Origin of the sequence: Moraxella tetraodonis (genome assembly GCF_022359095.1) — a bacterium.
Classification (GTDB): Bacteria; Pseudomonadota; Gammaproteobacteria; order Pseudomonadales; family Moraxellaceae; genus Faucicola; species Faucicola tetraodonis.
Map to the genome: position 1 here is coordinate 1,981,495 of NZ_JACSYB010000001.1, position 13,717 is coordinate 1,995,211.

Annotated in this window: 15 protein-coding genes; 5 read left to right on the top strand and 10 right to left on the bottom strand. The window is 46.0% G+C overall.

Going from position 1 to position 13,717, the window contains the following annotated elements:
• Window positions 1-33 precede the first annotated feature (33 nt).
• Window positions 34-507, top strand: a complete 474-nt coding sequence (locus tag H9W84_RS08680) for a hypothetical protein (RefSeq protein WP_239743064.1) — start codon at window positions 34-36, stop codon at window positions 505-507.
• Window positions 508-577: 70 nt separating this feature from the next.
• On the opposite strand, the gene H9W84_RS08685 is transcribed toward H9W84_RS08680, so the two are convergent.
• Entirely contained in the window at window positions 578-2,146 is a 1,569-nt protein-coding gene (locus tag H9W84_RS08685; RefSeq protein WP_239743066.1) for a TerC family protein, read from the bottom strand.
• Between the two features lie 315 nt (window positions 2,147-2,461).
• Here H9W84_RS08685 and H9W84_RS08690 point away from each other — a divergent pair, with 315 nt between their 5' ends.
• Together H9W84_RS08690 and H9W84_RS08695 are read left to right on the top strand one after the other, a co-directional pair.
• On the top strand, window positions 2,462-3,511 hold the full coding sequence (locus H9W84_RS08690; protein ID WP_239743068.1) for an esterase/lipase family protein: 1,050 nt from the start codon (window positions 2,462-2,464) through the stop codon (window positions 3,509-3,511).
• Between the two features lie 10 nt (window positions 3,512-3,521).
• Entirely contained in the window at window positions 3,522-4,622 is a 1,101-nt protein-coding gene (locus H9W84_RS08695) for a lipase secretion chaperone (RefSeq protein WP_239743070.1), read from the top strand.
• A gap of 83 nt (window positions 4,623-4,705) precedes the next feature.
• On the opposite strand, the gene hisD is transcribed toward H9W84_RS08695, so the two are convergent.
• The 7 genes from hisD to H9W84_RS08730 form a co-directional block, all read right to left on the bottom strand.
• Window positions 4,706-6,001 carry a histidinol dehydrogenase gene (gene hisD, locus H9W84_RS08700; protein ID WP_239743071.1) on the bottom strand — a complete coding sequence of 432 codons (1,296 nt, stop codon included), beginning with the start codon at window positions 5,999-6,001 and terminating at the stop codon, window positions 4,706-4,708.
• Between the two features lie 270 nt (window positions 6,002-6,271).
• Window positions 6,272-6,619 (bottom strand): gamma-glutamylcyclotransferase family protein, encoded by a 348-nt coding sequence (locus H9W84_RS08705; RefSeq protein WP_338106463.1) that lies wholly within the window; start codon window positions 6,617-6,619, stop codon window positions 6,272-6,274.
• A 16-nt stretch (window positions 6,620-6,635) separates the two neighbouring features.
• Window positions 6,636-7,298 (bottom strand): ATP phosphoribosyltransferase, encoded by a 663-nt coding sequence (gene hisG / locus H9W84_RS08710; protein WP_007115580.1) that lies wholly within the window; start codon window positions 7,296-7,298, stop codon window positions 6,636-6,638.
• A 13-nt stretch (window positions 7,299-7,311) separates the two neighbouring features.
• A complete protein-coding gene (murA, locus tag H9W84_RS08715; RefSeq protein WP_239743073.1) occupies window positions 7,312-8,577 on the bottom strand; it encodes a UDP-N-acetylglucosamine 1-carboxyvinyltransferase in 1,266 nt (421 codons plus the stop codon).
• 20 nt (window positions 8,578-8,597) lie between these two features.
• Complete coding sequence (locus H9W84_RS08720) at window positions 8,598-8,855, bottom strand: BolA/IbaG family iron-sulfur metabolism protein (RefSeq protein WP_036594190.1); 258 nt, start codon at window positions 8,853-8,855, stop codon at window positions 8,598-8,600.
• Between the two features lie 92 nt (window positions 8,856-8,947).
• Window positions 8,948-9,352 (bottom strand): YraN family protein, encoded by a 405-nt coding sequence (locus tag H9W84_RS08725; RefSeq protein WP_239743075.1) that lies wholly within the window; start codon window positions 9,350-9,352, stop codon window positions 8,948-8,950.
• A 7-nt stretch (window positions 9,353-9,359) separates the two neighbouring features.
• Window positions 9,360-9,917 (bottom strand): hypothetical protein, encoded by a 558-nt coding sequence (locus H9W84_RS08730; RefSeq protein ID WP_239743076.1) that lies wholly within the window; start codon window positions 9,915-9,917, stop codon window positions 9,360-9,362.
• Window positions 9,918-9,983: 66 nt separating this feature from the next.
• Between H9W84_RS08730 and rsmI the strand changes: the two genes are divergently transcribed.
• Window positions 9,984-10,829: a 16S rRNA (cytidine(1402)-2'-O)-methyltransferase gene (rsmI, locus tag H9W84_RS08735; protein WP_239743077.1), complete on the top strand. Its 846-nt coding sequence runs from the start codon at window positions 9,984-9,986 to the stop codon at window positions 10,827-10,829.
• 182 nt (window positions 10,830-11,011) lie between these two features.
• Here rsmI and coaBC read toward each other — a convergent pair whose 3' ends face one another.
• Window positions 11,012-12,334, bottom strand: coding sequence for a bifunctional phosphopantothenoylcysteine decarboxylase/phosphopantothenate--cysteine ligase CoaBC (gene coaBC, locus H9W84_RS08740; protein WP_239743079.1), 1,323 nt, complete (start codon window positions 12,332-12,334; stop codon window positions 11,012-11,014).
• A gap of 87 nt (window positions 12,335-12,421) precedes the next feature.
• Here coaBC and radC point away from each other — a divergent pair, with 87 nt between their 5' ends.
• Window positions 12,422-13,099, top strand: coding sequence for a RadC family protein (radC, locus tag H9W84_RS08745; protein ID WP_007115573.1), 678 nt, complete (start codon window positions 12,422-12,424; stop codon window positions 13,097-13,099).
• On the opposite strand, the gene H9W84_RS08750 is transcribed toward radC, so the two are convergent.
• Window positions 13,096-13,665: a DUF4126 domain-containing protein gene (locus tag H9W84_RS08750; protein ID WP_050324676.1), complete on the bottom strand. Its 570-nt coding sequence runs from the start codon at window positions 13,663-13,665 to the stop codon at window positions 13,096-13,098. The two genes, radC and H9W84_RS08750, sit on opposite strands and share 4 nt — an antisense overlap.
• Window positions 13,666-13,717: the final 52 nt, after the last annotated feature.

The following is a 13,717-nucleotide window of genomic DNA, read 5'->3' on the forward strand; positions in this document are numbered from 1 at the left end:
AATTAACCGTTAAGAAAAAAAAGGAAATCACCGATGAAAAAAATCATTCAAACCACAAGCATCGCCTTACTCACTACGAGCCTATTGACCGCCTGTATGACTGCGCCCACCTTGCCCGCCAAACCAACGCCTTCAACAGTCAACCAGCCCGCCAATGCCACTCGCACGGTCACGCTTGCGCTGGGTCAAAACATCTTTGTTAAAGAACACCAGCTAAATCTGACTTTTGATAAAGTGCTCAATGATAGCCGCTGTGCCACAGGCGTACAGTGTATTTGGGCAGGCAATGCTACAGTAGCGGTTACGGCTATGACAACCACCTCTCGCCCACAAACCCTCAACCTATCGATTGGGGATTTGCGCGGTGACTTGCGTCAAACACAGCGTTTTGCCAATATGGATATTACCTTGACTGCGCTATCATCCACGCCTGTGTCCAGTCAATCTGCTGCCACGTCAATGAGCAATCTGCCTACTATCACCTTGACGATTAAGCAAATTCCTTAATTGTTATATCCCTAAAAAAGTCATAAAAAAAAGGGGTTAATTGCCCCTTTTTTTATACCCAATCAGTGATTTAAACCGTTGCCACCATCGGGGCTTCACGTTCAACTTTTAATTTCAAAATGCGCGATGTTGAAGTTTCCAGAATGGTAAACTTATAGGCACCGATATCAATGGTTTGATTGACTTCTGGGACATCGGTCAACTGCGAAATCAAATACCCGCCAATGGTGAACTGATCGGCATCGAGTAGCAAATCCGGATCGTCAAGCTCCAAACGTAGTTGGTGCAAACTTGCTGTGCCATTCACAATCCAATAATCGTCATAAGGGATAATTTCTAAGGTTTCATCTTCATCAGGGAACTCACCTGCAATCGCCTCTAGCACATCAAGCGGTGTCACTAATCCTGCGACTTGACCGTATTCATCAATCACCATTGCCAAATTACCTTTGGCTTTTTTGAGCATATTGAGCAGTTTTAGATTGTCAATGCTCTCTGACACAAACACAGGCTGCTGCTTGTTAAGTAAGGGTTTAATGGCGGTTTCAATATCTGCGACATTGTTATCGAGCAAATCCAAAAAGTCTTTGGCGCGTACTACCCCAAGCACTTTATCAATGGTATCTCGGCACACAGGGAACAAACTATGCGGCGTATCAAGCAATTGCGCGCGCATTTCTTCGCGGCTACCGTTGATATTGACCCAAGAGATATCATTGCGCGGCGTCATGATGGTATGTACATCGCGCTCATTGAGCGCTAATACGCCACTAATCATATAACGCTCTTCTTGCGCAAAGGGCATACTATCAAAATCAAAATGCTCTGAATTATTCTCTGGGGTAACCGCTTCTTCGGTTTTACCACCCATTAAACGTAAAATCGCATCCGCGGTACGGTCACGAATCGGAATTTGATTTTCATATTTGGTTTTATTGCGTTTGGCTACTTGGTTAAACGCTTCAATCAAAATTGAGAACGCAATCGCCGCGTACAAGTAACCTTTTGGCATATGAAAGCCCAGTCCTTCGACAATCAAGCTAAAGCCAATCATCAGTAGGAAACTTAAGCATAAAATCACCACGGTCGGGTGACGACCGACAAACTCCGTCAAGGCTTTGGAAGCAGCCACCATCAATATCATGGCAATGATCACTGCCGCCATCATAATTTCAAGGTGTTTTGCCATACCTACGGCAGTAATCACCGCGTCAAACGAGAACACCGCATCTAAAATCACAATCTGTGCAACAACCGCCATAAACCCAGCTTGCACTTTGCTTTGGTTGGTATGTTCAGGTTTTCCTTCTAGCCGCTCATGCAGCTCTGTCGTTGCCTTAAACAGCAAGAACACCCCGCCTACCAATAAAATAATATCGCGAACCGATAAATCAAAACTTCCCAAGGTGAGCACAGGATCGGTTAAGGTAATGAGCCATGAAATCATGGATAAGAGCACCAATCGCATGAGTAATGCTAGACCTAGACCTAAATTTCGGGCTTTAGCGCGCTGATGCGGCGGGAGTTTATTGGCTAAGATGGCAATAAAGACAAGATTATCAATACCTAAAACAATCTCAAGAATGACAAGCGTCGCAAGGCTTAGCCACGCTGACGGGTCAGATAGTAGTTCTAACATAGTGGGTCAGTTATTCTCTTGTTATGAGGGTCAAAAAATCAACAAACAGCAAAAACGAAAAATCAGCCGTTACCTTAGCAAATCATAGCAAAAAATCAATGACAATTTGTGTCTGCTTTTGTAGATGGCACGCCAATTGTGCCAATACATCACTTGATATTTAACCTTACCCAAACCCTACATAGCTACTGCATCAACTGACTTTGCCAAAAAATATACTGATAAGTCATTTTATTTGATTCACAAATTGTTGATTTAGGTTAAATTAATCCATAGGACAGCGAAACTTCATTATGACTTTACAAGGATCAGTATATGTCAAATCATCGCTTTATGCGCCGTGCCGCCAAAGGATTGCTTTTTTCTTCCATCGCATTTTCTGCATCTTCTTATGCCTCAAGCTATTACAACTGTGCCAATGCCACTGGCTGTGTCGCAGTCACTACCCTCACCGCCACCTCAGATTATGCAAAAACCAAATACCCTATCGTACTTGCTCACGGGCTTGGTGGCTGGAGCAAAATGTTTGGTTTGGTCGATTATTTTAATGGCATCCCTCAAGATCTCACCAAAAATGGCGCAAGTGTGTATGTGACCAAGACATCAAGTGTCAATGACACCGAAGTGCGCGGTGAGCAGCTACTCCAACAAGTCAAAACCATCATTGCCATCACCGGCAGCCCAAAGGTTAACTTAATCGGTCATAGCCAAGGTGGGATTGATATTCGCTATGTCGCGGGTGTGGCGCCATCGCTAGTCTCGTCTGTGACAGCGATTTCCAGCCCTGAGCAAGGCTCAAAAATGGCGGATTGGACAGTCAAGATGGTGACTGAAGGCAGTGCGGCTGATGGCTTACCCGCTGGCGAATTTAATACCGCCTCTTTAATGGCAATCAAGTTTTTTGAATTGGTGGGCGGTGCGATGGATATCGGATCTGGCGTGCCACTCAATCAACTGCAGCAGCAAGATGGCTGGGCAGCCGTCAATGCACTCACCACCAATTATGCGGCCAAATTTAACCAAAAATTCCCTGCAGCCATGCCGACCAGTTATTGTGGATACCCAAAAGACACGGTGGTCAATAATGTACGTTATTACTCATTTAGTGGCGACCAAACTATGACCATGCTTGTCGATCCCTCTGATACGGTGTTGGGGTTAACGGGTTTGTCATTCAATGGCGAAGCCAATGATGGTCTTGTCTCACCCTGTTCAAGTCGTCTGGGTGCAGTGATTCGTGATAACTATAAAATGAATCATATGGATTCAGTCAATCAGGTATTTGGCATTGTCAGTTTGCTAGAAACCAATCCATTGACTGTCTATCGCAACCAAGTCAATCGCTTAAAACGTCAATCGTTGTAAGCTTATGCCTATGGTTCCTTCAAACAACCCTGACACAAACCAACGAACGATAAACTGGCTAATAATCGTATTAGCCAGTAGCATCATCGCATTATTGATAGCCTGCATCCTGTGGTTAAAACCTAAGGACGCTGTCAAAACAGCCAATCCTTTGCAGCATGATGCCGCTAGTACGATGCCATCTGGTGGATTGCCGTCCCATCAAACCGTAACGCTCGCCAACGCATCCTCCGTCACCGCGAACACTGCCCCCTTGCCCACATCGCTGCCCAAATCGCTACAAGGCACCCAAGTCGATGGCGAAATTATCATCGATGAAAATAAGCAATTGGTGGTGACCGCGGGTTTGCGCCGACTGTTTGATTATTTTTTGTCCGCACAAGGGGAAGAGCCGTTAACCCAGATTGAACAACGGGTGATTGCCTATATTCGTGAACATACGCCTGAGCCTGCCGCAAGCCAAGCGGTTAACATTTTTCAAAATTATCTCACCTATTTGACTGCGGTCAGCCAGCTAGATAAGCCTAAAGCACAGTCCAATCCCAACGTCAGCGCATTAGATTTATCTGCGATTAAGAACCAACTACGCGCAGTACAACAGCTGCAAGCCCGCTATTTTGACGCCAAAACCCGTGAAGCCTTTTTTGGCGATGAACAAGCCCTCAATGACTACAACATGACGGTCGTCGAAGCCAACCAAAACGCGCAACTGAGCAATGACCAGCGCCAAGCCATCATTGATAAGGCACAAACTGCCTATATCGCCAGTGTTAAAGACCCAAATCTACAGACAAAGCTAACCGAGCAGCGCAATATTGACAAGTTATTGGCGCAAACGCAGCAAATGCAGCAGCAAGGGGCAACGCAAAGCCAAATCAATGCCTTGCGTAGTCAATACGTCTCGCCTGAAGCGGTCAAACGGCTTGAGCAGCTTGACCAGTCCGAAGCGCAATTTGCGCAGCGTGTGGCAACTTATCAGACACAGTCTAACCAAATACTGAGCAAATTGGGTAATGTGCCGCAAGCACAGCAACAAATTGTGGCGTTACAGCAGACGATGTTTACGCCTGAAGAACGGCTACGCCTAGATGTATTGACAAAGCAGCGTTAACTTCCCCGTTAAAATGAGTTAAAGGAGTTAAATGCCCTGTTGAATTGCCATAAGCTGTTGAATTACCACAGGCGCGTTTGAGCCTATTTTACCCGGTAGCGGGCTGAACGTGCGTGGGCATCCAAATTTTCTTCCACCGCCAATATATCGGCGGTTTTTGCCAGCATTTGGCTACCTTGCTCGCTACAATAAATAATCGAAGATTTCTTTTGAAAATCATACACGCCAAGCGGTGAACTAAAGCGTGCGGTACCTGACGTTGGCAACACGTGATTAGGGCCAGCGCAATAATCGCCAATCGCTTCAGGGGTATAGCGCCCCATAAAGATAGCACCCGCATGACGGACATCTTTGAGCATTGCCTCTGGGTCATCTACCGATAATTCCAAATGCTCAGGCGCAATGCGGTTAATCACCTCAATACCCTCTGCGCGGTCTTTCACCAAAATCAGCGCGCCACGGTTGGCAATCGCTGCTTTAGCGATGTCAGCTTTTGGCAAATCTACTAAGGCTTTTTCGATTTCCTGCGCAACTTTTTTAAGTAACGGCTCAGATGGGGTGACAAAAATCGCTTGCGCGACAGTATCATGCTCAGCTTGCGACAATAAATCCATGGCTAACCAGTCGGCTTTATCATTTGCCACACCTTCGGCATATACCAGTACTTCCGAGGGGCCTGCAATCATGTCAATGCCCACTTGCCCAAACACGGCGCGTTTGGCGGCTGCCACGTATTTGTTGCCAGGTCCTGTGATTTTATCGACTTGTGGGATGGTGTTAGTACCATAAGCCAACGCTGCCACCGCTTGCGCGCCCCCAATGGTAAAGACTTTATCCACACCCGCCAAATAAGCGGCCGCCAATACCAAGGGATTTAGTTCACCATGCGGGGCAGGCACCACCATGATAATTTGTCCGACCCCTGCCACTTTGGCGGGTAACGCATTCATCAAGACGCTAGATGGATAACTTGCCAGCCCACCTGGCACATAAATACCCACTTTATCGAGTGGCGTAACTTGTTGTCCAAGCGTATTACCTAGCGCATCTTGATACGTCCAGCTTTCTTGCCGTTGGCGCTCGTGAAAAGATGTGACGCGCTGTGCCGCCAGTTCAAGCGCTTGCTTGATTGTAGGATTTAACCCATCAAATGCTTGTTTGAGCTTTTCTTGTGAAATCTCTAGCTCAGCAAAGGTTTTGGCAGGATGGTTGTCAAATTGTTGGGTCAACTTTAACACCACCTTATCCCCACCCTGACGCACTTGCGCGATAATATCATCGACCGTAGCCAGTAGCGCTGGATCATTTACCGTTTCAAAAGCAAGCAGCTCTGTCAATTCCTGCTCAAAACTGGCTTGTTGGCTATTTAACAATCGCATGGTATTCCCCTAAGAATAAAAAATGACTAACCCATAGCATAACAAATTTTTCATGGATGAAAGCGGCTTTTTAGCCTGCACAGCTTCGTCAACCCATCAAAATTCGCGCATCAAAATCGACGCATCAAAATCAGCTAAACTGAGCCAACCCGTCACCGCTTTTAGTTTTCGCCCAGTTAAAAAAGACGTCTTAATAACGTCTTTTTTTAATCTTCAATGTTTTAATTTTCAATGTTTTCATCTTCCATGTTTTAATCGGCATAGCCAGCTTCAATAATGCTGTAGATTGTCGAGTGCATACACAAAGGTTTGGATTTTTGCACCATTATCAAGCGTGGCGGTTACTTCGATGCGCTGATAGGCTTCACCTTCAAACTCATCTAGCCGCGCCCAATGATTGACCAAATCATCCGACGAAAACACCCATCCCGCTACCATGTCGCCTTGTTCATCTGGGATGACTGCAGGAAAACCGAGCGCCGAGCCCCAACCGCCATCTGGCATCAACTGCCCACGAATAGTCGCGGGCTGCCAACTGCCGTTGTTGATGGGTGTCATGATACTGTGGTTGTCGCGATTGGGCGCTAGCGTGCCATACACAAAAAGATGCTGCATCATGGTGATTTTTGAACCGTTACTGGGTGTTATCAGCGATGCTTTGCTTGAAACTTTCAATGATTGGCTCAAGCAGGGCAAATTTGCGTTTATAACTGACTTGATTGACAATCAAACGCGAAGAGACTTGGCAAATCTCTTGGCGCGGCTCTAGACCATTGGCTCTTAAGGTATTACCGGTATCGACCACATCCACAATCAAATCACCCAAGCCCACCAATGGCGCAAGTTCCATGGAACCATAGAGTTTAATCACATCCACTTGTTCACCACGACTGGCAAAAAACGCGCGCGTCACATTGACATATTTGGTAGCAATTCGAAGACGACGACTGGGTAATTGTAGCCCCACTTTACCTGCCGTCATCAAACGGCATTTGGCAATTTGTAGGTCGAGCAATTCATATAAATTGCTTGAGCCATGCTCCATCAGCACGTCTTTACCCGCTACACCAAAATCTGCCGCCCCATGCTCCACATAGGTTGGCACGTCACTGGCGCGTAAAATCAAGATTCGCACGTCAGCATGCGTGGTCGGAAAAATAAGTTTACGTGATTCTTCTGGGTCTTCAAGTAGTTCGATACCTGCCTTTTTTAGTAGGGGTAAGGTATCTTTTAAGATTCGCCCTTTGGATAACGCTAAGGTAAGACCGTTATAATTGGCATCATTTGCTTGTGTCATTGTCTTATACCTGTTATTCGCCTTTTACCCGCTCAATGGTGATGCCCAAGCCGCGCAGTTTATCTTCCACATACTCATAACCACGGTCAATGTGGTAAATGCGCTCGATACAGGTCTCGCCTTGGGCTGCCACCGCTGCCATTACCAGTGACATAGAGGCGCGTAAATCGGTTGCAATGACAGGCGCGGCATTGAGCTTATCGACGCCTTGAACAACGGCAGTATGGCCATCGACTTTGATATTTGCCCCCATACGTTGCAGCTCAGGCACATGCATGTAACGATTTTCAAAAATATTTTCAATAATGGTACTGGTGCCTTCTGCAATACAGCAAACTGTCATGAGCTGCGCTTGCATATCAGTTGGAAACGCCGGGTGTGGTAATGTGCGGATATCAACCGCTTTTGGACGACCTGCCATTTTGACATTAATCCAGTCGCTGCCAACAGTGACTTGGGCGCCCATTTCTTCAAATTTTTTAAGCACCGATTGCATCAAGCTTGCTTCGGTTTTTTTGGCAGTCACTTCCCCGCCTGTCATCATGGCAAGCGCAAGATATGAGCCGGTTTCGATACGGTCTGGTACGACTGAGTACTCACAGCCATTTAATTTGTCAACGCCTTCAATGGTCATATAAGCGGTGCCAATGCCTTCAATTTTTGCGCCCATTTTGACAAGCATATTAGCCAGATCAACCACTTCTGGTTCACGCGCACAGTTTTCTAAGTGCGTGGTTCCTTCTGCCAATGCCGCTGCCATGATGGTGTTTTCAGTACCGCCAACCGTGACCACATCAAAGGTAAAATGACAACCTTTTAGCCGACCGCTAGCGGGTGCTTTGGCTTTGACATAGCCATTTTCAACGGTAATGGTCGCTCCCATCGCTTCCAAGGCTTTTAGATGTTGGTCGACAGGGCGTGAGCCAATTGCGCAGCCACCGGGCAGCGACACTTCAGCCTGCCCAAAGCGCGCAAGCAGCGGTCCCAATACCAAAATCGATGCACGCATGGTTTTGACTAGCTCATACGGGGCATAGTAGCTATTGATGGTACTGGTATCGCAGGTCACCGTATCGCCGTTCTTTTCAATGGTAATACCCGTGCCCGCAATCAATTTGACCAAGGTATTGACGTCTTTGAGTGTCGGTACATTGTGCAGGGTGACTGGGGTTTCTGCCAAAATCATTGCCGCAAGCAAGGGCAATGCCGCATTTTTTGCGCCAGAGATGACCACTTCCCCTTTGACTTGAGTGCCACCCGTGATTAAAAATTTATCCATGTGTTTCTCCTAAAAATGGCTTATTGCGCAGCTTGTTTGGCTTGCATCTCATGCCACTGGGCATAGGTCAACGCTTGGATATTGAGTGCATGGATTTCACCTGACGCAAATTTATCCGAGACCAACCCCAACACGGCTTGTTGACGTGCGACAGCACGTTTACCCTCAAAGCTGTCATCCACCACGCGCACATCAAATTTGTTGCCTTGATTGGCGGCTTCGATTTTGCCACTCGGAAAATGGGGTTGTAGTAAAGTAATTAAATCTTGTGCGTTCATGGGAAATACCTAATAAAAGAGGGGTAAAATTATACTATTTTGCTGCGTAGCATAGCATAATTTTTGCTAAGTTTATACGTTATACAAAATGCTTAATTTACGCTAAAAGCGTCCTTAATCCATGTAGGCATGGGCATAACAGCCTGCCCTGCAACTTGAACGCCTTCATAACTTACCACATCAAAGCGAATATCAAAGTTATCAAATTGTGGATGCGCTTGTAAAAAAGCTGCGGTAGTTTTAATGATTTTACGTTGTTTGGCGGGGGTGATACTGTCTAAACTTGTGCCAAATTGGCTGGCTTTTCGTTGACGCACTTCGACAATGACTAAGCAAGGGATTTTTTGCGTCGGCTCAAGCATCACCAAATCAAGCTCGCCCAAGTTTTTGTAGTGCCAGTTTTTGGCAAAAAACGTTAAACCTTGCGCTTCAAGGTAGCCTTTAGCGAGGGTTTCATAATAGTCGCCTTGGCGCTGTTTTGGGGCGGTGAGTTTCATTGCTGCGTTATTTTACTGTTGCAAAGGCTTTTTCTAAAGCGGCACAAGTTAGGTATTTTTGCTGTAATTTTGCCAAATAATACGCTTGATTATTATCGATAAAGCCATCCAAAATCCCTGAGTAATTTTGACCAATCCCACATCGTTTCTGTTGTCGATTCCAACTGACCGGTATTACCAACGGTTTTTTTAAAATCAGCTTGTTGTTTTGACAAGTCAGCTTTGCCACACTATCAATGCGATAATTATGCGGTTTACCCCCATCATAATTACTGGCTAATGCCACAACGATATCGTTGGGTTTTAGTGAGCTAATGGCAAAAACACCTTCAAAACGCTGCGCCGATGGCAAAATAAGCCGTTGTCGCCACGTACGAAATGCCCAGTGATAATCAGTGAATTTTAAGCCAAAACCTTGCTTTGCTTGGCTTTCACGTTGCAATTCACCGCCTTTTTCGATACTGGCAATTCTTCCGACCAACACATCAGCCGGGGATAAAGGTAAACAAGCCTTTGCGGTTGAAATTAAACTTACACTTAAAATAGCAAAGCAAATTGTTTTCATCACAAATCCTTTTTTCCGCAGAAAACCTTATAATATCACCAATATTTAGCAAAATTTGAGAAAATCATGCAACAAAATGGCACACTGTACATCGTCGCCACCCCAATTGGTAATTTATCCGATATCACCGCCCACGCCATCGACTGCCTAAAAAGTGTGGCTATCATCGCCTGTGAGGACACCCGCACCTCGGGCAAACTGCTCAATCACTTTAACATCCCTACCAAAACTTGGGCTTATCACGACCACAATGCCGAAGTACAGACCCCTAAACTGATTGAGATATTACAGTCAGGGCAAAGTATCGCGCTTATCAGTGATGCCGGTACCCCACTCATTAGCGACCCTGGTTTTCGACTGGTGCGCGCCTGTCACCAAGCCGGTATCAAAGTCTCGCCGGTTGTCGGCGCCAGTGCTGCCATAGCCGCCTTATCGGTCGCAGGATTACCTTCAGACAAGTTTTATTTTTATGGCTTTTTGCCTGCCAAAACCGCAGGACGCCAAAGCGAACTTGCCAAAATCAAGGATGTAACCGCCACGCTGATTTTTTATGAAGCGCCGCATCGTATTGTTGAGTGTATTGATGACATGATTACGGTGCTTGGCGACAATCGACAAGTGACGTTTTGCCGTGAGATAACCAAAACGTTTGAAACCATTTATCCATCAACGCTTGGTGAACTAAAGCAGTTTGTTGCAAGCGATGCCAATCAGCAAAAAGGGGAAATGGTACTGGTGGTCGCTGGGGCAAGTGAATTACAGAATCATGATAATCAGCACGATGAATTGCTAAAACGACTATTGCAAGATTTGTCAGTGAAAAAAGCCGCACAGCTCGCGAGCGATATCACAGGGACGAAAAAAAATGCCTTATATGACAGAGCTTTACGACTACAACGGATAGTAGAATAAACGCTGATACTTTTCATCAGCGCTACCCCGTCAAGTGATGAAATATATTAACCATCGCTAAAATCGCAACTATCACTAATCATTAACACCAAACTAATTAGCGGCTAAAAGCTAAAACAACCTAAGACACACTTTAGTTAATGCAAAAAAGTTGGGTGCAATCACGCAGCTTTTTTGGGTGGTTAATGCAAATTTTCCCCAATTAAAGCAACCAATTGTTCCGCGATTTTATCTTTACTGGCTTTTTCTAGTGTCACCCCTGCTGCTTTATCCCTAAAAAACACCGTCATGGCATTGTCATCACTGCCAAAACCAATATCGTTGCGTGACACATCGTTACAAGCAATCATATCGAGATTTTTCGCTTCGAGTTTGCCACGAGCATATTTTTCGATATCTTGGGTTTCTGCCGCAAATCCTACCACAAAAACCTCAGGGAATTCTTCGGCAATGGTCGCCAAAATATCAGGATTTTTCACCAAATCCAGTGCCATCTGATCTTGCGTTTTTTTAATCTTTTGCGGCACGACATCACGCGTGCGGTAATCAGCAACCGCAGCCGTGGCAATAAAAATATCGGTCGCTGTGCAGCTAGGTTCGACTTCAATATCATTGCCGAATTCATCATGGTCATGATGGTGGTGATGATCATGGTCATGATGAGGGTGGTCATGGTCGTGATGGTCATGGCATTCACATATATCGTCACTGGCGCATTGGCGAGCGGTCATTAGCATTTCTTCAGCCGATAACACATCGATACGATTGACCAGTAGTGGCGTTGGCAGCGGTACTTTACCCCCAACGATCAAGGTCACCCTCGCGCCTGCATTACGGCACGCTTTTGCCAGCGCAAAACCCATTTTGCCCGTGGAATGATTGGATAGATAGCGCACAGGGTCTATGGCTTCAATCGTCGGACCTGCGGTGATTGTCACATTTTTACCCACCAATACTTGGGGGGTGATTTGTCTTGCAATGAAATATTGCACGTATTCAAGCAACTGCTCTGGCTCTGGCAATCTTCCCTCACCGATATCACCACAGGCTTGCTCACCGCTGGCTGGTTGGATGATTTCATAATCATAATCGGTTAACGTCTGCAAATTAAGTTTGACCGATGGATGTTGCCACATTTGCTGATTCATAGCAGGTGCCACCAAAATCGGTGCCGTGGTGGCAAGACAAACGGTAGTGAGTAAATCATCCGCTATTCCCATGGCTAGTTTAGCAATCGTATTCGCGGTAGCAGGCGCGATAATCAGTAAATCTGCCCATTTTGCCAGTTCAATATGCCCCATTCCCAGCTCAGCGCTCTCATCCAATAAGTCGATATGCACTGGGTTACCCGTTAAGGCCTGCAGCGTTAACGGTGTGATAAAGGCTTGCGCGCTTGCCGTCATAATAACACGGACGTCATAGCCACTTTTAATCAATAGTCGGGCAAACGAGGCAGATTTATAGGCAGCAATACCGCCTGTGATACCAAGAAGGATATTTTTCATAAGATAAAAGCACTAAAAAATTTCGCCTATAGTAACAATTTTCTGCCATTTTAGGTATGATTAATCATCATTTATTAGGAAATGCCTATGGCAATCAAAGACTGGCACCAAGACGAGCGCCCCAGAGAAAAGCTACTGCAAAAAGGCGCTGAGAGTCTATCCGATAGCGAGATTTTGGCAATATTCTTACGCACAGGCACCAAAGACCAATCCGCTATCGAACTGGCTCGTGGCTTGATTGAAAAATTTGGTAGTCTAGCTCAGTTACTAGCTGCGCCGAGTGAAGCAGTCATGGCATGTCATGGTATCGGCATGGCAAAATACGCGCAGATTTTGGCAAGCCTTGAGATGGGCAAACGCTACCTTGCCAGCCAAGTCAAACAAGCCCCTACCCTTAACGCCAGCCAATTGGTCAAAGACTATCTGACTACGCAGCTGCGACCGCTCAATCGCGAGGTGTTTGCGGTGCTGTTTTTGACCAATCAGCTCACCTTAATCCAGTATGAGGTGTTGTTCACAGGTGGTATTTCATCGTGCTCGGTGTGTGTACGGGAAGTGTTGCGCTGTGCGTTAAAATACGGGGCAAGTCAGCTTATTATCGCCCACAATCACCCAAGCACCTCTGCCACAGCGTCACAAGCAGATCTAGAAATTACCCGCAGTTTGGCAAAAGCGTGTCAGCTTGTCGATATGACTTTGATTGACCATATTATCGTGGGTCAAGATGGCACGCTTTCTTTACAAGAAACAGGCAAGATGCCTTAGCGTTTGACGCGGTTTTTAACCATTATTACCACCCAAATCATCATCAATAAACCAATGATTAACGCAATCATTGCAAAAATGGGTGAAAAAATCGACAAAGCCGACAGCCCTATCGCTGTCCCGGTTTCTGCCACTGAAACAGCGGGATTTGCCAAACCGCCCGTCGTCGCAGTTGAAGCCACGCGCGTGGTGGCAGCTGTACCTTTTATCGTAGCCGCAGCGCCGCCGCCAGCAATGATCGCTAGCGCCCAAGTCATGGCAGGACTCATATCGGTCAATGTCGAAGCCATGACCAATGTTCCTGCAATCCCTGCGAGCGGTACAGCAACCGTATCTAACAGATGATCAACCAACGGGATTAAATAACTGATCGACTCTGCAATACTGGCTACACCCAAAATAATTAACGCAGGCGTAGAAGCCACCCACTGCCAGCTATCATTAAGGGGAATAATATGAAAATATGCGGCACAACTGAGCGCAAACAGCGGTACAAACACACGAAACCCGCTACTTGCCGCCAAGCCAATCCCAAGAAAAATACTTAAAATCATTTCAGTTGTCATATGTTCTATAGTCTAAGTATGAATAATTTTACCGCTATCATAAATAAAAATT